At 73.2% G+C, this 25,867-nt stretch carries 22 protein-coding genes; 9 read left to right on the top strand and 13 right to left on the bottom strand.

Features of this window, described 5'->3' with window-relative positions; genetic code table 11:
• Nucleotides 1-23 precede the first annotated feature (23 nt).
• Nucleotides 24-1,952 (top strand): ATP-binding protein, encoded by a 1,929-nt coding sequence (locus ACFU5F_RS30515; protein ID WP_383894099.1) that lies wholly within the window; start codon nucleotides 24-26, stop codon nucleotides 1,950-1,952.
• Nucleotides 1,949-2,653: a response regulator gene (locus ACFU5F_RS30510; RefSeq protein WP_383894096.1), complete on the top strand. Its 705-nt coding sequence runs from the start codon at nucleotides 1,949-1,951 to the stop codon at nucleotides 2,651-2,653. Before ACFU5F_RS30515 ends, ACFU5F_RS30510 begins: the two co-directional genes overlap by 4 nt.
• A 48-nt stretch (nucleotides 2,654-2,701) precedes the next feature.
• On the opposite strand, the gene ACFU5F_RS30505 is transcribed toward ACFU5F_RS30510, so the two are convergent.
• From ACFU5F_RS30505 to ACFU5F_RS30480, 6 genes are read right to left on the bottom strand one after another with little or no spacing between them, the layout of a single operon-like run.
• A complete protein-coding gene (locus tag ACFU5F_RS30505; RefSeq protein WP_383894093.1) occupies nucleotides 2,702-3,460 on the bottom strand; it encodes a thioesterase II family protein in 759 nt (252 codons plus the stop codon).
• Nucleotides 3,457-4,347 (bottom strand): STM4011 family radical SAM protein, encoded by an 891-nt coding sequence (locus ACFU5F_RS30500; protein WP_383894091.1) that lies wholly within the window; start codon nucleotides 4,345-4,347, stop codon nucleotides 3,457-3,459. Before ACFU5F_RS30500 ends, ACFU5F_RS30505 begins: the two co-directional genes overlap by 4 nt.
• A gap of 8 nt (nucleotides 4,348-4,355) precedes the next feature.
• On the bottom strand, nucleotides 4,356-5,708 hold the full coding sequence (locus ACFU5F_RS30495; RefSeq protein WP_383894088.1) for an STM4012 family radical SAM protein: 1,353 nt from the start codon (nucleotides 5,706-5,708) through the stop codon (nucleotides 4,356-4,358).
• Nucleotides 5,705-6,511, bottom strand: a complete 807-nt coding sequence (locus tag ACFU5F_RS30490) for an STM4013/SEN3800 family hydrolase (RefSeq protein WP_383894163.1) — start codon at nucleotides 6,509-6,511, stop codon at nucleotides 5,705-5,707. Before ACFU5F_RS30490 ends, ACFU5F_RS30495 begins: the two co-directional genes overlap by 4 nt.
• Nucleotides 6,512-6,539: 28 nt before the next feature.
• Complete coding sequence (locus tag ACFU5F_RS30485) at nucleotides 6,540-7,730, bottom strand: STM4014 family protein (protein WP_383894085.1); 1,191 nt, start codon at nucleotides 7,728-7,730, stop codon at nucleotides 6,540-6,542.
• Between the two features lie 37 nt (nucleotides 7,731-7,767).
• The gene (locus ACFU5F_RS30480) at nucleotides 7,768-8,736 is read right to left on the bottom strand and encodes an STM4015 family protein (RefSeq protein WP_383894082.1); all 969 of its coding nucleotides are present in this window, start codon (nucleotides 8,734-8,736) and stop codon (nucleotides 7,768-7,770) included.
• A 257-nt stretch (nucleotides 8,737-8,993) separates the two neighbouring features.
• On the opposite strand from ACFU5F_RS30480, the gene ACFU5F_RS30475 reads away from it, so the two are divergent.
• Both ACFU5F_RS30475 and ACFU5F_RS30470 read left to right on the top strand, forming a co-directional pair.
• On the top strand, nucleotides 8,994-9,320 hold the full coding sequence (locus ACFU5F_RS30475; RefSeq protein ID WP_383894080.1) for a hypothetical protein: 327 nt from the start codon (nucleotides 8,994-8,996) through the stop codon (nucleotides 9,318-9,320).
• Between the two features lie 73 nt (nucleotides 9,321-9,393).
• Nucleotides 9,394-10,419, top strand: coding sequence for a DUF6745 domain-containing protein (locus tag ACFU5F_RS30470; protein ID WP_383894078.1), 1,026 nt, complete (start codon nucleotides 9,394-9,396; stop codon nucleotides 10,417-10,419).
• Nucleotides 10,420-10,437: 18 nt separating this feature from the next.
• Here the strand turns inward: ACFU5F_RS30470 and ACFU5F_RS30465 are convergent, their stop codons facing one another.
• Both ACFU5F_RS30465 and ACFU5F_RS30460 read right to left on the bottom strand, forming a co-directional pair.
• The gene (locus ACFU5F_RS30465; protein WP_012998703.1) at nucleotides 10,438-11,058 is read right to left on the bottom strand and encodes an L-threonylcarbamoyladenylate synthase; all 621 of its coding nucleotides are present in this window, start codon (nucleotides 11,056-11,058) and stop codon (nucleotides 10,438-10,440) included.
• A 144-nt stretch (nucleotides 11,059-11,202) separates the two neighbouring features.
• The gene (locus ACFU5F_RS30460) at nucleotides 11,203-12,567 is read right to left on the bottom strand and encodes an FAD-dependent oxidoreductase (protein ID WP_046913041.1); all 1,365 of its coding nucleotides are present in this window, start codon (nucleotides 12,565-12,567) and stop codon (nucleotides 11,203-11,205) included.
• A 178-nt stretch (nucleotides 12,568-12,745) separates the two neighbouring features.
• Between ACFU5F_RS30460 and ACFU5F_RS30455 the strand changes: the two genes are divergently transcribed.
• The gene (locus tag ACFU5F_RS30455; protein ID WP_383894162.1) at nucleotides 12,746-13,231 is read left to right on the top strand and encodes a hypothetical protein; all 486 of its coding nucleotides are present in this window, start codon (nucleotides 12,746-12,748) and stop codon (nucleotides 13,229-13,231) included.
• Between the two features lie 108 nt (nucleotides 13,232-13,339).
• On the opposite strand, the gene ACFU5F_RS30450 is transcribed toward ACFU5F_RS30455, so the two are convergent.
• The gene (locus ACFU5F_RS30450; RefSeq protein WP_383894074.1) at nucleotides 13,340-14,323 is read right to left on the bottom strand and encodes an aldo/keto reductase; all 984 of its coding nucleotides are present in this window, start codon (nucleotides 14,321-14,323) and stop codon (nucleotides 13,340-13,342) included.
• 196 nt (nucleotides 14,324-14,519) lie between these two features.
• Here ACFU5F_RS30450 and ACFU5F_RS30445 point away from each other — a divergent pair, with 196 nt between their 5' ends.
• Nucleotides 14,520-15,302: an alpha/beta fold hydrolase gene (locus tag ACFU5F_RS30445; RefSeq protein ID WP_383894071.1), complete on the top strand. Its 783-nt coding sequence runs from the start codon at nucleotides 14,520-14,522 to the stop codon at nucleotides 15,300-15,302.
• A gap of 10 nt (nucleotides 15,303-15,312) precedes the next feature.
• Here ACFU5F_RS30445 and ACFU5F_RS30440 read toward each other — a convergent pair whose 3' ends face one another.
• The 3 genes from ACFU5F_RS30440 to ACFU5F_RS30430 form a co-directional block, all read right to left on the bottom strand.
• Entirely contained in the window at nucleotides 15,313-16,104 is a 792-nt protein-coding gene (locus ACFU5F_RS30440) for a hypothetical protein (RefSeq protein WP_383894068.1), read from the bottom strand.
• Nucleotides 16,105-16,216: 112 nt separating this feature from the next.
• Nucleotides 16,217-17,104 (bottom strand): Gfo/Idh/MocA family protein, encoded by an 888-nt coding sequence (locus tag ACFU5F_RS30435; protein ID WP_383894066.1) that lies wholly within the window; start codon nucleotides 17,102-17,104, stop codon nucleotides 16,217-16,219.
• Nucleotides 17,105-17,166: 62 nt separating this feature from the next.
• Nucleotides 17,167-19,944: a SpoIIE family protein phosphatase gene (locus ACFU5F_RS30430; protein WP_383894063.1), complete on the bottom strand. Its 2,778-nt coding sequence runs from the start codon at nucleotides 19,942-19,944 to the stop codon at nucleotides 17,167-17,169.
• 329 nt (nucleotides 19,945-20,273) lie between these two features.
• Here ACFU5F_RS30430 and ACFU5F_RS30425 point away from each other — a divergent pair, with 329 nt between their 5' ends.
• From ACFU5F_RS30425 to ACFU5F_RS30415, 3 genes are all read left to right on the top strand, one after another.
• Nucleotides 20,274-22,283, top strand: a complete 2,010-nt coding sequence (locus ACFU5F_RS30425) for a DUF1996 domain-containing protein (RefSeq protein ID WP_383894160.1) — start codon at nucleotides 20,274-20,276, stop codon at nucleotides 22,281-22,283.
• 437 nt (nucleotides 22,284-22,720) lie between these two features.
• Nucleotides 22,721-23,035 (top strand): hypothetical protein, encoded by a 315-nt coding sequence (locus ACFU5F_RS30420; RefSeq protein ID WP_383894060.1) that lies wholly within the window; start codon nucleotides 22,721-22,723, stop codon nucleotides 23,033-23,035.
• A gap of 205 nt (nucleotides 23,036-23,240) precedes the next feature.
• Entirely contained in the window at nucleotides 23,241-24,830 is a 1,590-nt protein-coding gene (locus tag ACFU5F_RS30415; RefSeq protein ID WP_383894057.1) for a hypothetical protein, read from the top strand.
• 43 nt (nucleotides 24,831-24,873) lie between these two features.
• Here ACFU5F_RS30415 and ACFU5F_RS30410 read toward each other — a convergent pair whose 3' ends face one another.
• Nucleotides 24,874-25,338 carry an SRPBCC family protein gene (locus ACFU5F_RS30410; protein WP_383894054.1) on the bottom strand — a complete coding sequence of 155 codons (465 nt, stop codon included), beginning with the start codon at nucleotides 25,336-25,338 and terminating at the stop codon, nucleotides 24,874-24,876.
• Nucleotides 25,339-25,867: the final 529 nt, after the last annotated feature.

The raw sequence follows: 25,867 nt of genomic DNA, 5'->3' as shown, positions 1-25,867 counted from the left end.
GTCGCCATACCCTCGCAGGCGAGATGCTGGTCCTCCAGCTCGCCATCGTCGTGGTGGTGCTGCTGGCGGTCGCGGCGGTCTCGCTCACCCAGTCGGCGGCCACCTTCAACCGGGTCGAGGGACGCCGGGTCACCGCCCTCGCCGAGCAGCTCGCCGCCAATCCCCTGGTCCGTGACCGGCTCGCCCAGCGCGTCGCGCACGAGGCGCTGGCGCCCCTGGTGAACTCCGTCCAGACGCAGTCCGGGGTCACGTCCGTCACCGTCGCCGACGCCGACGGCCGGATCGTCAGCTCCACCGACCCCACCGTGATCGGCGACACCCTGCCCGCCGACGAGGGCGTGGTGTCGGGCCGTGGCTGGTCCGGGCCGCTGACCTTCGACGGCAGCCGTGAACTGGTCGCCCAGGTCCCCGTGCTCGGCGCGACGGTCGACGACGACCTGGGCCGGCTGCTGGGCACGGTGATGATCGGCGAGGCCGCCCCGACCGTGTGGCAGCGCCTCAGCGGAGCCTCCTCGTACCTCCTCGCCTATCTCGGCATCGCCAGCGGCCTCGGTCTCGCCGGTTCCTGGCTGCTGGCCCGGCGCGTCAAACGGCAGACGCTCGGTCTGGAACCCCAGGAGATCGCCGGCCTCGCCGAACACCGCGAGGCCATGCTCTACGGCATCGCCGAGGGCGTGATCGCCCTCGACCCCCAGCACCGGCTCACCCTCGCCAACGAGATGGGCCGGCGCCTGCTCGACCTGCCCGAGGACTGCGTCGGCAAGAGCCTGTCCGACCTGGGCGTGGAAGGACGCCTGCGGGACGTCCTGATGGGCGCCCAGGAGCCGGGCGGTGGCGTCCGCGACGGGGGGACGGGCACGGGAGGGGGCACGGGGGGCCGCGATGCGGGCACGGGGGGCGGCGCCGCAGCCGTCGGTGCCGGAGAGGCCGGTGCCCGCGCCACAGCCCTCCGTGCCCGCGCCGGGGAGGCCGGTGCCCGCGCCGCAGCCGTCGGTGCCCGCGCCGGGGAGGCCGGTGCCCAGGGCACGGCCGCCGGTGCCGGTGTCCCGGCCGGAGCCGCCGGCTCCGGTGATGGCGGCGCGGAGACGCCTGACGGGAACCCCGGTCGCCCCGGCAGCCCCGCCGGGGCTCAGGACGCGCCCGCCGACCGGCGGGACGAGGTGGTCGTCCGCCGGGGCCGGGTCCTGGTGATGAACCGGATGACCGTCACCAAGGACGGCCGACCTCTCGGCTCCGTCACCACGCTGCGGGACCGCACCGAGCTGGCCCGGCTCGAACGGGAGATCGGCTCCTTCCGCAGCTCCGCCGAACTGCTGCGCGCCCAGGCCCATGAGTTCGCCAACCAGCTGCACACCATCTCCGGACTCATCCAGATCGGCGAGCAGGACGAGGTCGTCCACTACATCCGCGCGCTGAGCCGGCGCCGCCACTCCCTCGACGTCACCCTCAGCCGCCGCGTCCGCGACACCACCGTCGCCGCCCTGCTGACGGCGAAGACCTCCCTGGCCGCCGAACGCCGGGTAACCCTGCGCATCTCGGAGGGCACCGCGCTCGACCGGCTCGCCCCCGAGGACGCCGCCGACGTGGCGACCGTCGTCGGCAACCTCGTCGACAACGCCGTGGACGCGGCCGCCACCACGACCGTCCCCGACGGCCACGAGGCCTGGGTCGAGGTGGAGCTGCGCCAGGACGCCTCCGGCGTGGAGATCGTCGTCCGTGACTCGGGCCCCGGCGTGGCCCCCGAACTCGCCCGTGAGGTCTTCTCCCACGGCTTCACCACCAAGGCCGCGCGCGAAGGCGAACGCGGCATCGGCCTGGCCCTCACCCGCCTGGTCTGCGAACGCCACGGCGGTGAGATCTCGGTGACCAACACCCCGGACGGGGCCATGTTCACCGCCCGCATGACCGTCAGCCACCTCGCCGACGCGGTGGCGGAAGGAGCGACACCATGAACGGCACGAGCAGCCCGCCCGGCACGATCGACGTGCTCGTGGTCGACGACGACTTCATGGTGGCCCGGGTCCACCGCGCCTTCGTCGAACGCGTCGAGCCCTTCCGCGTGGTCGGCGTCGCCAGCACCGGCGAACAGGCGGTCCTCGCCGTCGACGAACTCCGCCCCGACCTGGTGCTGCTCGACCTCTACCTCCCCGACGGCTTCGGCCTCGACGTCATACCCCGGCTGCGCACCGCAGGCCACGACTGCGACGTCATGGTCATCAGCGCCGCCCGGGAGGCCGACAGCGTGCGCGGCGCGGTCCGGCACGGCGTCGTCGACTACCTCCTCAAGCCCTTCGAGTTCGAGGAACTGCGCTCCCGGCTGCAGCGGTACGCCGCCCAGCGCGGCCGCCTGCTCACCACCGTCGTACGCGGCCAGGCCGACGTCGACCGTGTCCTCGCCGGGGCCGCCGCGCCCGCCTCCTCGGCCGGCGCCCTGCCCAAGGGCATGAGTGTCGAGACCGCCGAACTCATCGAAGGCACCCTCCGCGGCACCGACGGCAGCCTCTCCGCCACCGAGTGCGCCACCCTCACCGGCATCTCCCGCGTCAGCGCCCGCCGCTACCTGGAGTACTTCCACGGCACCGGCAGCGCGGACGTCTCCCTGCGCTACGGAGTGGCCGGGCGGCCGGAGCGCCGGTACAGCTGGCGGGTGTGACAGCCCCCGACCGGCACCGTCTGCCGACCCCGGACCGCGGCGCCCGGACTACAGCCCCAGGTGCCGTCGCACGACGTCGGCGACCTCCCCCGGCCGGTCGTTGAGGAAGAAGTGGCCGCCGGGGAACACGCACACCTCCGTGGGCCCGTCGGTATGGTCCGCCCAGGCCCGCGCGTCCGCCACCGGGGTCACGGGATCGGCGTCTCCGGTGAGGACGGTGACCGGGCAGCCCAGCCGGGCGCCGGGGCGCGGCTCGTACGTCTCCAGGGCCGTGTAGTCGCCGCGCAGGGCCGGCAGGACGAGCTGGACCAGCTCCTCGTCCTCGAACACCTCGCTGTCGGTGCCGTTCAGATCGCGTACGGCGGCCAGGAGTTCCGCGTCGCCCGCCCTGTGCAGGTTCCCGGGTTCCCGGATCACCGAAGGGGCGCGCCGGCCCGACACGAACAGCCGGAGCGGGGCCCGGCCGGCCGCCTCCAGCCGCAGCGCCGCCTCGTGCGCGACCACCGCGCCCATGCTGTGGCCGAAGAGGGCGAGCGGACGGTCGTCGTCCCCGCCGAGGGCCTCGACGGCCTCGACGACCCGCTCGGCCAGCTCCCGCAGGTTCGTCGACGGCGGCTCGGCGTACCGGTCCTGGCGCCCCGGATACTGCGCGGCCAGCACATCGGCCCGAGGTGCCAGGGCACGCGCCATCGGCAGGTAGGCGCCGGCCGAGCCGCCCGCGTGCGGCAGGCACAGCAGTCGGACCGCCGCCTCGGGGGCGGGCCGGTAACGACGGATCCACGCGCCGCCGTCGACCGCTGAGGTCATGGACTCACTCGCTTTCCGGTTCCTTGTCGTGCCGCCCGGCGCGCTTCCGGCGTCGGTACGCGTTCCAGCACGCCGCCCGCGAAGACGTCGTACAGCGGCAGTGTCTCCAGGTGGACGTACCCGATGTGGCAGTCGCAGACGGACAGCGGGCACGGGCGGGGCGCGAGCGCCGCGCGGAAGGAACCGTCGTAGAGATTGCCCAGCTCCGCCTTGACGAAGTGGCAGCGCCGCACCGTCCCCTCGCCGTCCACCGACACGACCGTCGAGCCCGTGCGGCAGGCGCGGCCCGCCGAGCGGTGCGGATGGCGGCTGAAGGGGAAGAGGGGGTCGAGCCCGCTCCACACCGCCGCCTCCTCGTCGGTGTAGGTGTGCCCCTCGGCGGCGTTCACCCACAGGTACACCTCCTCCGGCAGCTCCCCGCGCAGCCGCCGGGCGTGCTCCAGATGTTCGGGCAGCCCGACGATCCCCACACTGAACCGGATCCCCGTGGCGGTCAGCCTTCGCGTCTTGTCGAGGAACCGCTCGTACGGGGTCTGCCCGGGGTGGTACGTGCACCACAGGGCCACCGTGTCCGGGTCGGCCCGTGCCAGCCACTCCGTGCGGCAGCTCAGGTTCGTCTGGATCGCCACCCGGTCGATGTGCGGCTCGTGGGAGAGGCCGACCAGCACCTCGCGGTACCAGGAACGGGTCAGCCCCTCGCCCCACGGCGTGAAGAGGACCGAGAGACGGTCACCGGTCTGTTCCCGGGCCCAGCCGGTGAAGCGCTCCAGGGCCGCGCGGTCGGCCCGCAGCCGGTCGGGGGAGTCGCGGCGCTTGGCGAAGGGGCAGTACGGGCAGTCGTAGTCGCAGGAGGCGAGGGGGCCCCGGTACAGGATCGTCAGGTCCATGGGCTCCGTCACCTCAGCTCGTACTCGGCCATCGCGGCCCGTACGGCGGGGGAGAAGAACCCGGGCCCGATCGCGTCCGAGTGGGCCAGTCCCTCGTCGGACAGGCGCAGCAGCCCCTCGCCCGCCTCCGCCAGCCAGCCGCGCCCGGCCAGCAGCTCCAGCTCCGCGGGGAAGTCCGCGTACGGGTCCGATCCGAACCGCCGCCGGTACTCCGCCACCGGCATCCCCCGGGCCTGGAGCAGCGACTGCAGCAGGTGGCGCCGCCGTGCCTCGTCCTCGTCGACCGCCCGGCCGTGCACGGCGCGGCCGAAGTCCTCGGTGGCCGTGTACTCGTCGATGATCGTGCGGATCCGGCTCATGCCGACCGCGTAGTCGAAGGAGTAGTGCAGCCTCGACGTGTACGACCGCGCGCCGCAGCCCAGGCCGATCATGCCGTCGGTCTGGCAGGCGTGGTCGTCCGGGCCCTGCGCGGGTGCGTCCGTGCGGCGGAACATCCGCATGGAGACCTGCTCGTAGCCGTGCGCGAGCAGATGGTCCCGGCCCTCGCGGTAGCGCCGCAGCCGGGTCTCGTCCCAGTCGAGGTCCGCGACCGCCGGGTCCGCGTGGCGGCCGAGCCCCGTCAACGGCCGGACGTACAGCGGATAGAGGTAGAGCTCCTCCGGCCGCCAGGCGAGGGCCGCGTCCAGCGAAAGCCGCCAACTGGCCGCCGTCTGCCCGTCGATGCCGTAGATCAGGTCGATGTTGAGGACCGGCAGGGCGGCGTCGCGGATCCGGGCCAGTGCCGCCTCCACGTCGGAGCGCCGCTGCGGGCGTACGGCCGCCCGGGCCTCCTCGGCCACGAAGCTCTGCACCCCGAGGCTCAGTCGTGTGGTGCCCCGCTCGGCCAGCACCGCCAGCCGGTCGGCCGTCGCCGTGGCGGGCGACGCCTCCACCGACAGCGGGATCGCGCGCAGGTCCGCGCCCAGGTGCCGCTCGGCGATGTCGCACAGCCGCTCCAGCTCGGCGGCCTCCAGGAAGGTCGGCGTCCCCCCGCCGAAGGCGGCGTTGGCGAACCGCACCGGCTCCTCGTCCCCGAGGGCCTCCCGTACCGCGATCGCCTGCCGTTCGAGGGCGTCCAGATAGCGCCCGGTCAGCCCGTCGGGCGCGCCGATGCGGGTGAAGAGGTTGCAGAAGCCGCAGCGCACCTCGCAGAACGGGATGTGCGCGTACAGCGACAGCGCCTGCCGGGACTCCCCTGCCCACAGCTCCGCCAGCCGTGGGGCGCCGGGCAGCTTCCGGTAGGCCGTCTTGTGCGGGTAGGCGTAGACGTAGTGCTGGTAGGGGCGCGATGACGCGGTGGTGTCGGTGGCGGTCACGGTCATGCGGACGGCTCCAGGAAGAAGTGGCTGTAGGGGACGGTCCACACGGCCTCGTGGCCGAGGCGGTGTCCGGTGTAGCCGTCCTCGCCGTAGGTGGTCCCGTGGTCGGAGCAGACGACGGCGAAGCAGCGGCGCCGCGCACTCATCGCGGTGAACAGCCGCCCGATGTGGCGGTCGATGTACTCCAGGGCCGCCGCGTGCGTGTCCAGGCTGTCGCCCGCCTCCCGGGTGGCGCCCGGCAGGTGGAACCAGTTGGGCTGGTGCAGCGCCGAGGCGTTGAGGAACAGGAACAGCCGCTGCCCGGCGGGCAGTTCGGCGACGATCCGCTCGGCGCGGGTCACCTGGGCCTCGAAGGAGGTCGGGGAGGCCACGGAGAACTCCGGCTCCCAGTGGCTCTCCTGGAACAGGTCCGGCAGGACGCTGCCGAGGGCCCCCTGCTTGTTGAAGAAGCCGACACCCCCGACGCACACCGTGCGGTAGCCGCGCCCGGCGAGCGCCGACACCAGGTCGGGGCTGTCGAAGACGAAGGTGCCTCCCGCGGTGGTCTCGCTGCCGGCGAACCGGCTCGCGAACAGCCGAGGATGCGGGCCGGGCGCCGCCGGGGTCGGCAGAAAACCCGCGAACATCGCCTGGTGCGAGGCGTAGGTGAAGCTGCCGGGTGCGTGCCGCTTCTCCCAGACACCGCCCGGCAGCCGGCCGGCCAGGTTCGGCAGCCGGCCCTCGGCCACCAGCCGTGCCGCCACGTCGTACCGCAGCGTGTCCAGGGTGAGCAGCAGCAGGTCGTCGCGGCCCACGACCTCGTTCATGTCGGGGGTGCCGCCCGTGCCGGCCGGGTCAGAAGGGCGCATGGTCGTTCCTCGCGTGGGGGTGGTGCCGGGGGGCGGTGGGCGACGGGCCCGGGGCCAGGGCGTCGCGCACGGCGTCGAGCTGCGCCGCGTAGGTGTCCAGGCCCTCCGCAGGACCGCCGGGCAGCCCGGTCAGCCGGGGCAGCAGATCACCGAACGCGTTGACCTCGCCCACGGCGAACCGGCGCCAGCCGATCGCCGGGAGCAGGTCCACGCCGACGCTCAGCGTGCCGGGGAAGCAGGCGGCGGCCCGCTCGCAGATGTCGAGCGCCTGCCGCCAGCGGTCGCCCGCCGCGTCCACGACCGACGTGAGATCGCCCCGAGCACCACCCAGATGGAGATTGGTCATGGGGAAGCGGCTGGTGCGCACGACGGCGTGCGTGGCCCGGCCCGCCACGACCAGGACCCGAAGATCGGCGGACCTGCCGTGCGCGGACGCCTTCGGCAGCCAGCGCTCGATGTGCAGGCCGTCGGACGCGAGCACGTCGACGATGCCGGCGATCTCCCGCTCGTCCGCGTAGCGCCGCACCCGCAGCGAGTTGTGCAGCCGGAGCGGGGCACGCAGCCCGCCGTCGGCGGAGACCTCCACCGAGGTGGTGGCCCTGATCCGCCCGCTCGCCGACGACTCCACGGCCAGCACACCGGACGCGGAGGACCCGTGGGCCGGTTTCACGAAGACACGCGGCATGCCGTGCTCCCGCATCGCCGCCCGTACGTCGTCCCAGCCGCGCACCGGCCACGCGCCGCCCGAGGTGGGCGACGGGGGCACCGGGACACCCGCCGCGTCGAGCCGGGCATGGCACAGCCGCTTGTCGAACAGCACCGGCAGATCCGCCGGATCGTCCAGTCGCAGCCCGCCCCGCAACGACCCCACCGCGGCCAGGAAACGGCCGTACCAGGTGGCCGAGCCCTCCACCCGCGTCGGATCGCCGACGCCCCGCAGCAGCCGGTCCACCTCGGCGTTCTCGCCCGGTGAGTCCAGCCGGACGATCTCGTCGTCGGCGAACGCGTGGCCGCCGTCGCGCAGCACGTCCCGCCACTCCACGACCCGGGGCGAACCGGCACCGGCCGCCTCGGCCGCGGCGCGGAACAGCCCGACCCGCCGGTTCTCCCCGTTCCCGACGACCACCCACCGGTACGGGCCGGGACCCGCCCCCGCCGCACCGCTCCAACCGGACATGCCGCCCCCTTTTTTCCCGACCGTGACCGCTACGCGCTCACTCGCCCACCGCGACGAACCGCCAGACCGTGCCGTCCTCCTCCTCGTCGGACTCGGCGTCGTCGGCGTCGACGTCGACCTGGACCCCCTCGGCCTCCAGGGAGTCCCGGAGACGGTCGCGCAGTGCGGGGCTGAGGTAGTTGTGGTGCAGGTCCAGCGTGGTGAGGTGGGACAGCGGCTGGCCCGTGAGCAGCGCGGTCGCGCCGTCGTCGGTGAGGACGCCCATGGACACGTCGAGGACGTCGAGGCGGGCCACCACGGGGGCCGAGGCGAGGGCCACGCAGATCTCGTCCTGCATCTCGCTGTTGCGCAGGGCCAGGCGCTTGAGGGCCGGCAGGCGGGTGCCCGCGAGGATCGGCGCGAGGTCGGTCACCTCGGCGTCGCCGCCGTACTCGGACGTCCCCAGCCACAGGTCCAGCTCGACGAGGGCCGGCAGGTCGCTGCCCGCGACGCCCCGGACGGCGTCGACGGGCATGCCGCCGGTCTCCACCGTCAGCGAACGCAGCCGCTCGTGCCGCAACGCCGGGAACCGGAGCTCCTGGCCGCCGCGCACACCGAACTCCTCCAGCTCGGGGAAGGCGTCCAGCAGCGGGCCGACATCGCCCTGGTTGATCCAGGAGATCTCGCACTCCTCCCCCACGATGTCGCCGAGGAACAGGGCGCGCAGCACGGGCAGTCGGTCCTTCGCCGCGATCAGGGCCTCGACGATCCCCTCGGGACCGTTGTCGTAGGCGTCGCTCCAGGCGCCCACGACCAGCGCCCGCACCTTCTCGGTGCCGACGGAGGCCAGGAACCGGGCGAACGCCTCCTCCCACTCCTCCTCGCTGTCGTAGGACTCCACGGCGATGCTCCAGGCCACCGACTCGGGGGCGGGCAGGTGCGCGGCACCCTCCGGGCCCTTCACCGACGCGGGGAAGCGGTGGACCGGCAGGCCGTGGAACTCCTCCAGATGGCTCCCGATGGTCATGTGCGCCCCGCCCCTTCGTTCCATGTCCGAGAGCGGCGCCGAGTCCATGCCCGGCCCGCCCGCTGCGCACCCGGAGCGCGCGGCGCAGCCGGGTAGGGGAGTTCTACCAAGTCCGACTGACAACGTGTGCGGCGGACCCCTGTCCTGTGGACGAACAGGGGTGCGCGCCCCGGCGAACGGGCGTGCGCGGGCCGATTGTCAGTGGTCGCCCCTACGGTCTGTCGTGGCACAGCGAGTGCCCGACGGGAGGGAGACCCATGTACCGGCAAGGAGACGTCCTCATCGCGCCGTTGGCGCCGAGCGCCGTGCCCGGCGGCGCGCTCGACGCCGCCTCGGAGCCGCGCGACGGGCGCGGACGCCTCGTCCTCGCCCTCGGCGAGGTCACCGGCCACGCCCACGCCGTGGTCGGCCCCGGCCGTCTCGTCCGTGAGGCGGGCGCGTTCGGGCCGATGCTGCTGCATGTGCCGGAGGGTGCCCGAGTCGTGCACGAGGAGCACGCGGCCATCTCCCTGCCCAAGGGCTGGTACCGGGTCGTACGGCAGCGGGAGTACGTGCCGGGTTCGGTGCGGATCGTCGCCGACTGAACCGGCGGGAACAGGGCGGTCGTGGCGTGCGGCGGCCCGCGGGAACGGACGAACGGGATCCAGGAGGAACGGCGTGACGGAACGGACGAGTTGGCGGGCGGTGGCAGCGGCCACCGGAGCGGGCGACCGGGCCCGGGCGGAGGCGGGCGTGCGCCTGGCCTACCGGCGGGCGGGGCTGCGGGAGCCCGGACGGATCGTGTGGGCCCGCTCGCCCCTGGAGGCGGTGCGTCTGCTGTCGGGAGCAGCGACGGGGAGCGGCGAGACGCTGCCCGCGACCGGGGCGAGCGTGCGGGACGCGGTCCGCAACAGAGCCGTCGCCGCCGAACGGGCCCGGCTGCACACCCGGCTCGGTCCCACCGGCTGGAGCGAGCACTGGAGTGCGACGGGCGCCGCCCTGTGGGAGACGACCCGCCCGCTGGTCGACCGCGTCCGCACCGGTGTCGTCGAGGCCCTGGCCCCCGCGGACCGCAAGGAGGAGACCGGCATCCGCCTGCTCCTGCTGGACGCCGTCCTCGGTCAGCACGACGCGGCCTGGCTGTCCGCGTTCGACGCCGCCCCCGGCCTCGACGGACTCGCCGAGGTGGCTTGCACGGCGGGCTGGTGGTGGCCGTACGAGCACGTCGCGGTCCTCACCGAGCGGCCCGTGGAACTGCATCGCGACGAGGCGGGCCGACTGGACCGCGGCGACGGGCCCGCGCTCGCCTACGCCGACGGGTTCGCCCTGCACGCCTGGCGCGGCCTGCCCGTCCCCGGCGCCTTCCTCGACCGGCTGGGCTCGCTGACACCGGCGGACATCCGGGCGGAGGAGAACGCGGAACTGCGCCGCGTGATGCTGGAGTTCTACGGCTACGACCGCTATCTGGAGGAGTCCGGCGCACAGCCGGTGCACCGTGACGAGACGGGCGTGCTGTGGCGCATCGCCCTGCCCGGCGACGAGGACGTGGTGATGGTGGAGGTCGTCAACTCCACGCCGGAGCCGGACGGCACGAGCCGCACCTACTGGCTGCGGGTGCCGCCCACGACGACCACGGCCCGCGAAGGGGTGGCCTGGACGTTCGGGCTGAGCTCCGAGGCGTACGAGCCGCTGCGGCAGACCTGAGCCGGCCCGCCGCCGGGGTCACTCGAAGCGTGAGGTGTCGCCCGCACCCTTGCGGATGATCTCCGCCTCACCGCTGGAGAAGTCGATCACGGTCGTCGGCTCGGTGCCGCAGTCCCCGGAGTCCACCACCGCGTCCACCAGGTAGTCCAGGCGCTCCTTGATCTCCCAGCCCTGCGTCAGCGGCTCCTCCTCGTCGGGCAGCAGCAGGGTGCTGGAGACGAGCGGCTCACCCAGCTCGGCGAGCAGGGCCTGGACCACGCGGTGGTCGGGGATGCGCACCCCGACGGTCTTCTTCTTGGGGTGCAGGAGCTTGCGGGGCACCTCCCTCGTGGCGGGGAGGATGAAGGTGTAACTGCCGGGCGTCGACGCCTTCACGGCGCGGAACACGTCGTTGTCGACGTGGACGAACTGGCCCAGCTGCGCGAAGTTCTCGCACACCAGGGTGAAGTGGTGGCGGTCGTCGAGCTGCCGGATCGTCCTGATCCGCTCGATGCCGTCACGACTGCCCAGCTGGCACCCCAGCGCGAAGCAGGAGTCCGTCGGATACGCGATGAGCCCACCCTGACGAATGCTGTCGGCGACCTGCCCGATGGCACGCGGCTGGGGATTGTCGGGGTGCACGTCGTAGTACTTGGCCATTGTCCGAGCTTATGCCTCAGGGGCCCGCGCACCCGTCGATGGGGCCGCAGGTCCCCGAATGGGGCGCGGGGAACTGCGCGTCCGGCCACGAACCACCCGCAGCCGGACAACGGTCCGCAGTCCCCCCGGCCCGTCAGCGGAGCGCTACGCGCCACTCTCCCGCAGCATGTCCTCACGCTCGACGATCTTCACGCGCTCCCGGCCCTGCGGCTCGCCCAGCGCCTTCTCCGCGGCGTCGAGCCGGTACCAGCCCTCCCACGTGGTGAAGCGCACCTCGCGCTCGGCGAGGAAGGCGTCGACGGCCTCCGGGGCGGGCGCGGACGGCTCGTGCAGCCGGCCGTTCGCGAAGTCGTCCAGGAGGTTGGCGACGGTCTCGTTGGCGTCGCCCTTGGTGTGCCCGATGAGGCCCACCGGTCCGCGCCGGATCCAGCCGGTGACGTACGTCGACTGCAGGTGCGCGCCGGTCTCCTCGATGACCCGGCCGCCCGCGTCCGGGACGGTGCCCGACTCGACGTCCCAGGGGAGCTTGGGCAGCTTGTCCGAGAGGTAGCCGACGGCGCGGTAGACGCCGGTGACGTCCCAGTCCTTGAACTCGCCGGTGCCCTTGACGTTGCCGGTGCCGTCGAGGGCGGTGCGCTCGGTGCGCAGGCCGACGACCTTGCCGTCCTCGCCGAGGATCTCGGTGGGTGACTCGAAGAAGTGCAGGAACAGCTTGTGCGGGCGGTCGCCGGTGTCGCGGATCGCCCAGTTCTCCAGGGTCTTGGCGACCATGTCGGCCTGCTTGTTGCCGCGCCGGGTCGCGATGGAACCCTCGTCGTAGTCGATGTCCTCGGGGTCGACGATGACCTCGATGTTGGGGGAGTGGTCCAGCTCCCGCAGCTCCATCGGGGAGAACTTCGCCTGCGCCGGGCCGCGGCGGCCGAAGACGTGGACCTCCAGCGCCTTGTTGGCCTTCAGACCCTCGTACACGTTGGCGGGGATCTCGGTCGGCAACAGCTCGTCGGCCGTCTTGGCGAGGACGCGGGCCACGTCGAGGGCGACGTTGCCGACACCGAGGACGGCGACCTTCTCGGCCTCCAGGGGCCAGGTGCGCGGGACGTCCGGGTGGCCGTCGTACCAGGAGACGAAGTCGGCCGCGCCGTACGAGCCGTCGAGGTCGATGCCGGGGATGTCGAGCGCGCGGTCGGCCGTCGCGCCCGTGGAGAAGATCACCGCGTCGTAGAACGCGCGCAGATCGTCCAGGTTGATGTCCCCCGGGTAGTCCACGTTGCCGAAGAGGCGGATCTGCGGCTTGTCGAGCACCTGGTGCAGGGCGGTGATGATGCCCTTGATGCGGGGGTGGTCGGGGGCCACACCGTAACGGATCAGTCCGAACGGGGCGGGCATCCGCTCGTAGAGGTCGATGGACACACCGGGCTCGGTGGCGACGTCGGACTTCAGCAGCGCGTCGGCGGCGTAGATCCCGGCGGGTCCGGCTCCGACAATGGCTACCCGCAGGGGGCGGGGCATGTTCAGGTTCCCTTCGAGCGGAAGAAATGCGTCTCGTCGGCAACCCTAAACTAAGGCAACCCTTACCAGGTACGCGGGTCGGGTCTATGACCTCATAAGGCGATCTTATGCCATGCGGGGGAATGGGCGGACGGCGGGAGTGGCCCGGGGGCCCTCGACGGACACGGTCGCCGACAGGGTGTTTGCCGCGGCGATGAACGGCAACGCGGTCTCCATGACTGGATCGAACAAGGACCCGAACGAGAACTCCGCGTCCACCGCGACGACCGCCGCCAAGGCCCGCCGGACCGCCGCCAAGGCGACGGCACCGGCCACCGGGACGGCGAAGGCGGCCACGGGCAAGGCCGAGGACGCCGCGTCGTCCGTCAAGGCCGGTGCCGGACACGCCGCGGAGGCGACCAAGCGCGCCGCCGACACCACGAGCGCGGCGGTGCAGAGTGCGGCCAAGGGCGTCGAGGCGGGCCGCCAGGCGGTCGTCCAGGCGTCCGGCCAGGTGGCGGCCACCGCCAGGACGGCCATGACCGTCATCGCCCACCGCAAGCTCGTCGCCGCCGGGGTGGGCGCCGGCCTGACGGCCCTGACCGCCGCCTCCTACGCGGTCGGACGCCGCTCCGGACGCCAGGTGCAGGGGCCGCTCACCCGGCTCACGGGCGGCCGTATCTGACCCGCCCGTCGCGCGGCGGCGCCCCCGCGCGGGAAGGCGGCGGCGCCCTGCGCGGGAAGGTGGCCGGCCGGCCGCCTCCCGCGCGACGGCCCGTCACGCCCGGCCGCCCTACCAGCGGCCCTCCACCTGCGCCTTGACGCGCCGGTCGTACAGGTCGCGGATCGCCGCGAGCGTCTCACCGGACAGCTCCGGCAGCGCGGCGGCCGCCGCGTTGGCGCGGGCCTGGTCCGGGGTGCGGGCGCCCGGGATCACCGTCGTCACCCCCGGCTGCTGGACGATCCAGCGCAGCGCCAGCTGGGCCGGGGTGTAACCGTCGGGGGTCAGCCCCGCGAACTCGACGGCCGCCTCCACCCCCGTGGCGTAGTCGACGCCGGAGAAGGTCTCGCCCTGGTCGAAGGCCTCGCCGTGCCGGTTGTACGTGCGGTGGTCGTTCGCCGCGAAGACCGTGTCCTTGGTGTACTTGCCGGACAGCAGCCCCGACGCCAGCGGAACGCGCGCGATGATCGCGACGCCCGCCTTCTCCGCGGCGGGGAGGACGTCGAGGAGCGGCTTCATCCGGAACGGGTTGAGGATGATCTGCACGCTCGCCACGTTCGGCCGGGCGATCGCCGTCAGCGCCTCCGCGCAGGTCTCCACGCTGACGCCGTACGCGGCGACGCGCTCCTCCTCGACCAGGGTGTCGAGCGCGTCGAACACCTCGTCGGAGGAGTAGACGGGCGTGGGCGGGCAGTGCAGCTGGACCAGGTCGAGCCGGTCCACACCGAGGTTGCGGCGGGAACGGTCGTTCCAGGCGCGGAAGTTGTCGAGGACGTAGTTCTCGGGGATCTGGTCCGCGCGACGGCCCATCTTCGTCGCGACGAACACATGGAGGTCGGGCCTGCTCCGCAGGAACGTGGCGATGGTCTCCTCGCTGCGCCCGTCGCCGTAGACGTCGGCCGTGTCGAAGAAGGTCACTCCCGACTCGGCGGCCGCCTCCAGCACCGCCAGGGCTTCCGTGTCGTCGACGTCTCCCCAGTCGGCGCCCAGCTGCCATGTGCCGAGACCGACGACGGACGCGTGCTGACCCGACCTACCGAATGCGCGTTCTTCCATGCCACCAGTCTGTCATCCGTCCCGCCCCGCGCCCCGCGGGGTCGCCGCTGTCGAGCCCTCCGCCCCCCGCCGTCGGTCGCCACCGGCGCGGCCGTCCGCACCGTTCGGCAGATTGCTCCGCCGACGGCGGTGACGAGGGACCGGGCGGGCGGATACCGTACCGGTCAGTAACCGGACCGCATCGCAGGAGGGCCCCATGCCGCAGCTCGAAGTCGACGGCGCCGTGCTGACGTACGACGACGAGGGCCCCCGCGACGGTGACGGCGTCCCCGTGGTCTTCGTGCACGGGTGGACCGCGAACCGGCACCGCTGGGACCACCAGGTCGCGCACTTCGCCGGAAAGCGGCGCGTGATCCGGCTGGACCTGCGCGGGCACGGCGAGAGCCGTGGCGCGGGGGTGCGCACGATCGAGGAACTGGCCAGGGACGTGCTGGCTCTCCTCGATCATCTGGAGGTCGAGCGGTTCGTCCTCGTCGGCCACTCCATGGGCGGCATGATCTCCCAGACCATCACCCTCGCCCACCCCGAGCGCGTCGAGCGCCTGGTGCTGGTCAACTCCATCGGCCGGATGACCTACAGCCGCGGCCGCGGGCTGCTGATGGCGGTCTCCACCCGTGTCCCCTTCAAGCTGTTCGTCGCCGCCAACATCCAGCGGGCCTTCGCCCCCGGCTACCCCCGCGAGGAGATCCGGGAGTACATCCGCGCCTCGGCGGCCACCCCGCGCGAGGTCGTCATGACCCTGTACGGCGCCATGCGCGCCTTCGACGTCCTCGACCGGCTGGGGGAGATCAGCACACCGACCCTCCTCGTCCACGGCTACCACGACATCCAGCTCCCGGTCTCCCAGATGCTGCGGATGGCCAAGGCGTGCCAGGACGCCGAGGTGCGCATCCTGGACGCCGGCCACGAACTCCCCGTGGAGAAGCCGGCGGAACTCACCGCCACCCTCGACCGCTTCCTCACCGGCGCCCGCCCCTGAACCCCCGGCGTCACACGGCCGGGCGCGAGCGCGTCCGGCCCCGGCCCAGGAGGCCACCGAGCGTGCGGAGCCACCCGAGGACGGCGCCCACGGCCGCACGGGTCCGGGGCAGCCGGTCGATGTCGGCGGCCAGGGACAGGGCCGCGCCCGTCCAGGCGAAGCCGAACGACCACACGGAGAGCCACTCGCACAGGTACAGGGGCGTGATCGTCCAGTCCTCGCCCACCCCGGTGGCCGCGGCGGCGGCCGCGAGCGCCATGAAGACGAGGATCAGCACCCCGGCCACCAGGTAGGGACCCCGGACGTACGAGCGTTCCCTGATACCCGGCGCCCCGTGCATGAAGAGGCAGAAGGCCGCCATCGCCGTCAGCAGGGCGACGGCGAAGACCTGGTGGAGGACCGAGACCGTCTGCTGCCAGGCGTCGCCCCCGGATCCCGGCGCGGTGGGGAAAAGGGCGACGCCGAGCGCGCAGAGCCCGGCGACGGTGCCCAGCACGTCGTGGAACCTGTTGAAGCGGTAGACGACCAGGAAGATCCCGAGGGCGCAGAGGCCGCCGACGAAGAGGTCGCGGGTGCTGGTGTGGTACGAGCCGCTCATCGAACCCGGCCAGACGTCCTCGCCGGTCACGCCGGTGAGCCGCGCCGCGATCCAGTTGCCGGCCGGCAGCGCCAGGGGCAGCAGGACACCGATGATCCCGACCCCCAGGCGCAGCCGCATGGCCGTCCGCTCGTCCTGATCCTTCTTCGAGGCCGCCAGTCTGCGCCGCAGGTTCTCGGCGGCGCTCCCGTCCGTCGCGCTCACGGGGCCCTCCTCACGCTCCGGGGACGCGCGAGGCGGAGGCATGCCCCGCCACCGGACGATGTCCGGTATAAAGCGCACATAAACTCGAACGCGGACTCGGGCGCCGCGCGTGTCAGCCGGTCAGCTTTCCTTCCGCGGCGACGAGCAGCTCCGTCACGCGCAGCGCGAAGGCGGCGTCGCACGGATGCGGACGGCCACTGCGCACGGCGGCCAGCAGAGCGTCCCCCGCCCGTACGAGAGCCTCTACGGCGCCCTCGACGGACTCCGGCACCACGGTCGTCCCGGTCCGGCCGCGCAGCTCGACCGTCGCGCCGGAGGCCGCGGGCGGGGCGGTGAGGCTCAGGGCGAGCGTGCTGGACGCCCCGCCGGTGTGCAGGAGGACCAGGTGGACCGTGTCTCCGGGCCCGCGTACGGCGGCGGCCACCTGGTCCACGTCCCCGAGGACCGGCAGCAGGACGGACAGGGCGTGCGGGCCCACGTCCCACAGGCCGCCCTTCTCGCGCCGCCACGGCGAGGCCGCGAAGGGGCTGTCGCTCTCCTCGTCGAACAGCGACCCGAACCACTCCGCGCGGGCGGTGAACCAGCCCCCGGCGGCGGCCTGTTCGGTGATCCATGCGTCGATCGCGGCCTGGAAGCGGGCGGTGAAGAAGACGACCGAGGCCACCCCGGCCGCCTCCACCGCCTCGACGACGGCCCGCCCCTGTCCGACGTCCGTCGCCAGGGGCTTGTCGAGCAGCAGATGGCAGCCGGCCCGGGCGGCCCGCGCCGCCAGCGGGGCCTGGACGGCGGGCGGCAGCGCCACGGCGACCGCGTCCACGTCGGCGAACAGGGCGTCCACCTCCTCGTACACCGGTACGCCACCGTGCCGGGCGGCGAGGGCCTTGGCCGCCTCCGGGCGCCTGCCCCACACCCCCGCGAAGTCCAGCTCCCGGTGCGCGCTGAGCGCGGGGGCGTAGGCCATCTCGGCCCACGGTCCGGTTCCGAGCAGTCCGATACGCATGCTCCGGTTCTCCTTGCGCAGATGGAGGCCCCGCCCCCGCGGGCGGGGCCTGTCGGGGACCGTCAGGGCAGTGCCTGTTCGGTCCAGATGGTCTTGCCCGTGGGGGAGTAGCGGGTGCCCCAGCGCTGGGTGAGCTGCGCGATCAGGTACAGCCCCCGGCCGCCCTCGTCGGTCGTCGCGGCGTACCGCAGATGGGGCGAGGTGTGGCTGCTGTCGGTGACCTCGCAGATCAGCTGCCGGTCGTGGATCAGCCGGACACGGATGGGGCCGCCGCCGTACCGGATGGCGTTGGTGACCAGCTCGCTGAGGATCAGCTCGGTGGTGAACTCCAGCTCCTCCAGGCCCCAGGCGGTCAGCTGCCGGGTCGCGTCGGAGCGCGCCCGGCGGACGGCCGCAGGGTCGCCCGGCACCTCCCACTCCACGACACGGTCCCGGTCCAGCGCCCGGGTGCGGGCGACGATCAGCGCGATGTCGTCGCTCGCGCGGCTCGGCGGCAGCGCGTCGAGCACGGCCTCACAGGTGCCCTGCGGGGAGGTGTCGGCCCCGGTCAGCGCCGTGCGCAGCAGTTCCAGACCGTCGTCGATGTCCCGCTCACGGTGCTCGACGAGCCCGTCGGTGTAGAGCACCAGCCGGCTGCCCTCGTCCAGCTCCAGCCGGGCGGTCTCGAAGGGCAGGCCGCCCAGGCCGAGCGGCGGACCGGCCGGCACCTCGGGGAACTCCACGCTCCCGTCCGGCCGGGCCACCGCGAGCGGCGGATGACCGGCCCGGGCGACGTCGCAGCGCCGCGAGACCGGGTCGTAGATCGCGTACAGGCACGTCGCCCCGGTGATCGGCGCGGTGCCGTCCAGGGCCGCCTCGTCCTGGTCGATACGGCTGACCATCTCGTCGAGCAGCCCGAGGATCTCGTCCGGCGGCAGATCCAGCGCGGTGAAGTTGTGCACGGCGGTGCGCAGTCGTCCCATCGTGGCCGCCGCGTGCAGCCCGTGACCCACGACATCGCCCACCACGACCGCGACCCGGGTGCCGGACAGCGGGAGCACGTCGAACCAGTCCCCGCCCACCCCGGCCTGCGCCGGAAGATAGCGGTAGGCGACGTCCAGGGCGCTCTGCTCGGGAAGGTTGCGCGGCAGCAGGCTGCGCTGCAGCGTCTCGGCCATCGTGTGCTCGCGGGTGTACCGGCGCGCGTTGTCGATGGAGACCGCCGCCCGCGCGACGAGTTCCTCGGCGAGCGCCAGTTCCTCCTGGTCGAACGGCTCCGGCTTCTGCGAGCGCCAGAAGTTGGCGACCCCCATCGTCAGCTGGCCCACCCGCAACGGCACGGTGATCAGCGAGTGGATGCCGTACTCCACGACCTGCGCGGACCGTTCGAAATCCTGCGCCTGCCAGCCGGAGGCCCGGCTGAGGTCGGTCACCAGGGTCGAGGAGCCGCTGTCGATGCTGCGGGCCTGCGGCGAGGAGGCGACCAGGTCGATCCGCTCGCCCACCTTGTACAGGGGGGCGTCCTTGCGGATGCCGCTGCACGCCGTACGGCGCAGCGTGGTGACCGTGTCGGGCTCGTCGCCGTTCAGCGCCGCCGGGGCGAGGTCCACCGTGACGAAGTCCGCGAACCGGGGGACGGCCACCTCCGCCAGCTCCTCGGCGGTACGGGTCACGTCCAGCCCGGTGCCGACGCCCACTCCGGCGTCGTAGAGCAGTCGCAGGCGCTCCCGGGCGGCCTCGGCGCGGCCGGACAGGGCGCGCAGCTCGGTGGAGTCGCGGAGCGTGGCGACGCTGCCGGAGGGGCCGCCCTGCAGATCGGTGGCCCGCTGGTTGACGGCGAGCAGCCGGTCGCCGACCAGGTGCACCTCGTCGTTGGCGACGCGCCCCGAGGCCAGCAGGTCGGCCATGGGGGATTCCAGGCCCAGGGCGTGGACGTCCTGCCCCTCGGCGTCCGCGGGGAGGCCGAGCAGGCGGTGCGCCTCGTCGTTGGCGAGCAGCAGTTTCCCTCCGCCCCCGACGATGATCACGCCCTCCCGCACGGCGTGCAGCACCGCGTCGTGGTGCTCGTACATGCGGGTCATCTCGGACGGGCCGAGGCCGTGGGTCTGCCGCAGGAGCCGCTTGCTGACGAGCGCCGTGCCCGCCGTGGCCAGGGCGAGCGCCGCCGCGGCGGCGATCAGCACCAAGGGCAGCTGCTGCTCCGCGACCCCGCCCACGTTCTCGGTGGTGATCCCGGCCGAGACCAGGCCCACGACCTTTCCGTCGGGGTCCTTGACCGGTACCACGGCCTGGACGAGCGGGCCGAGGGTGCCGTTGACCTCCTCGGTGAAGGACTCGCCCTTGAGCGCGGGCTCGAGGGTGCCGACGAACTTCTTGCCGATACGGTCCGTCTTCGGATGGGTGTAGCGGATCCCGTCGGTGTTCATCACGACGATGAAGTCCACCTGGGACTGGACCCGGGCGGCCTCGGCCCTCGGCTGGAGCACCGCCGTCGGATCGTCGGCGGACAGCGCCTCCCGGGTGCCCGGCGCGTTGGCGAACGTCTCCGCCACGGCGAGCGAACGGTTGTGCGCTTCCTCGCTGCTGTCGTGCCGCACCTGCAGCACCAGGGCCACGACGGCCGACACGACCAGTACCAGCACGATCACCACCTGGAGCAGGAAGACCTGCCCGGCGACACTGCGTCCGCCCACCGCCGACCGCAGCCCCGCGAGCGGGCCCCCGCGGTGTTCCGGTTCCCGGCTCGCGCCGCCGTCGGCTCCGTGCCGTACCCGCCGGCCGCGGTCGTCCGGGCCCTGCGCGGGCCGACCCTGGAGGCGGCGGGTCGACTGAGAGCGAGATCGACCCAGGAGACGGACCATGTGCCCATGTCTACACTGCCCCGCGCCCGGAGGCGAGAGGGGGTCGCACCCGGTCACGGCCGGTGCCGTCGGCGAAGCGGCGCGGAGAGCGCTTGCTGCCGCTTTGACCATGTGTGACTTACCGCTACCTGTCAGGTTTCTGTGAATTCCCGGGACGTTTGAACACTTCGGGCTCCGGCTCCGTATGAAGCTGGGGATTTTCATGCCCGGACCCGATCACGACGTTGTAGGAGCTATCCGTGGGACGCACCACCAGGCGCAGACGCCCATCAGGAGCACGGCGCGCGACCTCGGCCGCGATCGCGCTGATCTTGGGCGGAGGCGGGCTCGTGGCCGTCAACGTCTACGCGTCGGCCACCGAGGAGGACCCGGCCGACGACACCGTCCAGCAGGTCGGTTCCGCCGCCGGCACGATCGACTGCCCGGACGTCGGCGACAAGTTGACGGAGGTGCCCGACGGGGCCCGCGCCGAGGTCGACAAGGAACTCGCCGCCCTGGACCAGCAGATAGCCGAGGCCTACCAGCGGCTGCAGAACTCCGCACAGGCCCAGCAGCAGGACGGCGGCTTCGCCGACAACGCGATCATGAATCCGCTCAAGGAGAAGCGGGCCGCGACGATCGAACGGATCGCGATCGCCATCGCCCGCGTCGGTGACCGCCCCGACGGACTGGACTCCCTGGCCGCCTGCGCGCTGCGCCCCGCCGAGAACCAGAACGGCGGAGAGCAGAACGGTGGCGACCAGAACGAGGGCGGTCAGAACGGTGGTGACCAGAACGACGGCGGTGACGGCCAGGGCGACCAGCAGGGCGGTCAGGACCAGGGCCAGCAGGGCAACGGCGGCCAGGCCGGCAACGGGCCGGTGGCCGCGGACTACGCCGACATCACGAGCGTCCAGCCGAACGCGGGCGCCGGGGACCGGCGGCAGAACGGCTCCACCGGCTCCTTCAGCACCGACTGCGGTGTGAACGCGGGCGGCCTGTTCAACTCGGACAACGTCATCGTCGCCCCCGGTGTCTCCAACGGCGCCCACCACTTCCACGACTACGTCGGCAACCAGGGCAACAGCGCGTTCGCCAGTGACGAGGACCTCGCCACGGCCGACACCAGCTGCGAGAACCAGGGCGACAGGTCCTCGTACTTCTGGCCGGTGATCCGCCTGCAGAACGGCACCGCCGAGCAGGACGCCAACTCGCCCGGCGGCGGCATCGAGGGCAACGTCGGCGAGATCGTGACGCCCAAGCAGGTCACGATGACGTTCGAGGGCAGCCCGCGCGGCGACGTCACGGAGATGCCGCGACTGCTGCGCATCATCACCGGCGACGCCAAGGCATTCGTCAACGGCACGGCCAACGCCAACGCGTCCTGGAGCTGCACCGGGTTCGAGGACCGGCAGTTGAAGGACAAGTACCCGCTCTGCCCCGCCGGCAGTGACGTGGTCCGCACGTTCAAGTTCCAGAGCTGCTGGGACGGTCGCAACATCGACAGCGCCAACCACCGCACCCACGTGGCCTTCGCCGCGGCGGACGGCAGCTGCGGCGCCGGCTTCAAGGCCATCCCGCAGCTGGTCCAGCGCATCGTCTACGACGTCGACGCCCCGAGTCTGCAGGACGGCGGGCGCACGAGCCCGCTGTTCGCCGTGGACGCCTTCCCCGAGCAGCTGCACAAGCCCGTCACCGACCACGGCGACTTCATCAACGTCTTCGACGAGGACCTGATGCGGGAGATGGTGGACTGCATCAACGACGGCCGCGAGTGCGACGCGGCCGACATCGGCGGGGGCCGGGGCGACGACGCCGGCCAGGGCGATGGTGGCGGCCAGGGCGAGGGTGACCAGGGCAACGGCGGCGGCCAGGGTGGCGGTGGCGACCAGGGTGGCGACAACGACCAGGACCAGGGGCAGGACCAGTCCGGCAACGATCAGGACCAGGGGCAGGAGAAGCCGGGCGGCGACCAGGACCAGGACGAGAACCCTGCCGAGCCGACCAAGTCCGCGCAGGCTCCCGGCGCCGGGGACGACCGGGCGAACCAGGGCGACGACAAGGAGCCCCAGGTCCTCGGCTCGCTGAAGGCGACCCAGCGAGGCAACCCCGGCGCCGACAAGGGCGCCGACAAGGGCGAGGGCGGCGATGACGACTCCGGCGCGATCGTGGCCCCCGCGCAGACGACGCCCGCCGCCAACGCCCCCTCGCCCGCCGGTCAGTCCGGATCGCAGGGGTCGCAGTCGGCGACGGGCGACCTCGCCGAGACCGGGGCGCAGCTGTGGCCGGCGATGATCGGCGGCGTGGCCGTGCTCGCCGGAATCGTCCTGCTCCGCCGGGTCCGGCGCGGGAACTACTGACCCGCGCGATACGGGCCGGAGGGATCCCCATGCTCCGCCGGCCTTGTTCATTTGGACGGGATTCGATCCTGTACCGAACGACCCGGGGCGGAGCATGGCGGAGGTCGGGGCACGACGGCTGCCGCCGGGTGATGTCGCGGCGGCAGCCGTCGTGTTCGTGGCGATGGTGGCCGTCCGGCTGGGTGCCAGAAGCGGCACCGACGCCTCCCCGGCCGTGGCGGTCGCGCTCGCCGCGGTGATCGCCGGAGCCTGGCGTTCCGGCGCCGCGCCCCGCCGGCCGGGTTCGCGGTGGGCACGGCCGGGCTCGCCGTCGAGGCCCTGTGGGCCGGCCCCGGGTCCGCTGACCCCGGCCGGCGGGGCGCGGCGCCGTCCACTCGCTGGGCCTGTGCGCGAGCCCCCGCCGGGCCGCGCCCGGCGCGCTGCTCGTCCCGCCCGGTGTGCTGGCGTACTTCGCCCCGAAGGACCTCGCCCTGCTCGCGATCCTGGGGGACACGGGCCGCCTCGGGCCCCGGCGAGCGGCGGCCGTCCTGGCCGTGGCGGCCCTCGGCTACACCGCTGCCTTCGCGGCGGTCACCGCCACCGCCCACACCGGCCGCGCCCCGTACGACCCGACCGTCCCCCTCGGGATCCTGCTTGCGGCAGGCGTCCTCACCACGGCAGCGGCGGTGGCCGTCCTCCTCGCGCACGCGGCCTCCGCCGGCCCCGCTCCGGACGCGGCGCATACCCCGCTCGCCGAGCGAACCGGGCGGTGACCTCCGCGCGTCAACAGGTTGTGGGGTCCGTGTCCTCGCGCATCGACGGGCGGTGCGCGCGACCCCGCGGAGCACCACTCGGGCGGTGGTCACGAATGGAAATCGATCTCCGCCGGTGCCCGGGAAACGCCTGTCGCGGCATCGAGTTTCGGCCGTACACTGACAATTCGTAAGCATGCGGGTGGACTTGACGGGGGGATCCGAGATGTCCGGGGATCAGTACGGGGCAAGAGACCAGGACGGCTGGAGCCACAGCTACGTCGTGCCGCCCGTACCGCCCATGCCACCGGGGCCGCCGCCCGGCCCGGCGGACGCCTGGCGGGCCGTCGGTGTGGGCCTGCTGAACCTCAGCGGACTCGGCCTCGGCTACGCCCTGATCCGCCGCCCGCTCCTGACGCTGGTGTGCTGGGTGGCCACCGGTCTCCTGATCTTCACGGTGCTGCCGGCCGACCCCGACGGCGTCTCGGGCGCGACCCTCGCCGTCTACGGTCTGTTCCTCCTCCTCGCCGCCGCCCACGGTGCCTTCCTGGGCCTGCGCACCCGCCTGGTGTGGCCCGCGCAGTCCCCGCTCGCCATCGTGCTCGGCGTCCTCCTCCTCGGCGTACCGGTCGCGGGCGGTCTGCTGTACGAGACCGCGCGCAAGGAAGCCGTCGAGGAGATGCTCCTGGAGCGGCTGGAGAAGGCCGACGACCTCGTGGACAAGGCTTCCGGGGAGTCCTTCTCCACCACCCAGTCCGAGTTCCGCCGGGCTCTGACCGCCTACGACGACCTCAGTACCGACCACCCCGACTCCCGGGCGGCCGAGAAGGTCCCGGACCGGCTGAAGACCTTCTACACGACGGTCGGCGCCCCGTACGCGAAGCAGGAGTACTGCGACGCGGTCGCTCCCCTCGCATACCTGCGCACGGTCCCGCAGACCGTGAGCAAGCGCGACCTCGGCTCGCTGGCCGACTGGCCCGACGACCGGCTCGCCACCTCGCTGTACGAGTGCGCCTCCGCCGGCCTCGCGGCCGACACCGCGGGCTGGCAGGACCAGTTCAGCGACCTTCTGACCACGTTCCCCGACTCGGACCAGGCCGCGAAGGTCGAGCCCGACGTGAAGCGGGCCGTCGACAAGGCGGTCAAGGCCGTCGGCGGCGACGACCCGTGCACCGCCGTGGACCGGCTGAAGACGCTCGGCTCCCAGGTCAAGGCCCTGCCGGGGGACAAGGCCGGGGTGGCCGACGCCCTGGCCGCCGACGCCGGACGGGCCGAGGACTCCGCGTCCACCGGCGTCTACACCTGCGGCGTCGACCAGTACCGGGACGGGGACTTCGCCGAGGCGGTCACCTCGATGAACGACTTCGTCGACGCCCACAAGAAGCACAAGAACGCGCCGCGCGCCAAGAAGATCGCTATCGCTGCGGAGATCGCGCAGGAGGTCCCGGCGGCGGGCAAGAAGCTGCCCACGACGCGTTCCGGCGGCAGCATCTCCGTCACGGTCAAGAACGACAGCCCCGACGAGATCCAGGTCATGTACACCGGCCCGGTGACCGGTACCTTCACGCTCAAGGGCTGCGGCACCTGCTCCAGCTACGACTGGAGCAGCACACTCGCCAGCGGCTTCAAGCCGTGCAGCGGCAACGACAAGTACCCGCAGCGCACGATCAGCCTGCCGGTCGGCACCACGTACTTCCTGCACAAGCCGAAGGGCGACAACGCCTCCAGCGCCGCCTCCGACACCGCCAAGCTCCAGTCGGGCTACATCTACACGGAATGCGCCTACGTGACCTCGGGCTTCGGCCTGGACTCCTGACGAGCGGCCGGTCACGGTGACCGTACGGGGCGGCCGGGGCGACTCAGCCCCCGCCGCCCTCCACCCACCGGGCGACGTCGTCGAGGTCCTTCGCGACCGCCCTGCGCACGGCGCGGGCGCCCACGGGCCCCATGACCCGGGCGAGCAGCCCCGCGACGGCACCGGTCGGCTCGGCCGAGAACGTCAGCAGGATCGTCGTCGACTCCGGCCCGTCGGCCCGCAGCAGCCACTGCGAGACATAGCGGGAGCCGTGCGACTCGGCCTCCACCACATAGCGCTCGGGCGGCTCGCTGACGGTCACCCACATCTCCTCGGTGGCGTCCTTGCCGAACATGCGCCGGGTCTCCCGCCATCGCGTGCCCACCCCGAAGACCCCGTCCGTCAGGACCTCGACCCGCGTGACACCGCTCAGCATCCGATCCATCCGGCGCAGGTCGGTCAGGGCCTCCCACACCCGTCCCTGGGAAGCGCCGACCCGCCGCTCGACTACGACACTCCTGCTGGTCATGGATCCCATGAAAGCACCGGGCGGCGGCCTCCGCCCCATGACGCCCCCGCCCCGGTCCGGCCGTCGGGTTGCGTAGGAGAGGTGCGTAGTTCTACGGACGACCGCGCGGGCGGCGTTCTGCGAGGCTTGGATCTTCAGGCGCGGCCGACGCTCCGGGGACCCGTCCACCACGACACGAGGAGAAGCCGATGACCGACCGCCCCGAGGGTGCGCCGGCGCAGCCCCAGCCGCAGGACCAGCCGTCCGCGTCCCCGGCCTGGCCGCCGCCGGGACAGCCCGACCCCCGGAGCCAGCCGCCGGGGCCGACTCCCGTCCCGACACCGACGCAGGCGGAGACGCCGGTCCAGGCGCAGCCGCCCACCCAGGCGGCAGCCCCGAGCGCCTACCCCTACCCGAATCCCCAGTCACCGGCGGGCTACGGGCCGCCGGTCGCGCAGGTGCCCGCCCAGGCGTCCGCGTACGGCCCGCCCCCCCGCGGAAATACCCCGGGCCGCAACCCGCCCCCCGGGGCGCCGCCCCCGACGGGCGC

Origin of the sequence: Streptomyces sp. NPDC057438 (assembly GCF_042802995.1) — a bacterium.
Classification (GTDB): domain Bacteria; phylum Actinomycetota; class Actinomycetes; order Streptomycetales; family Streptomycetaceae; genus Streptomyces.
The sequence above is the reverse complement of the archived record's forward strand: the minus strand, read 5'-3'. Positions and strand labels throughout refer to the sequence as shown.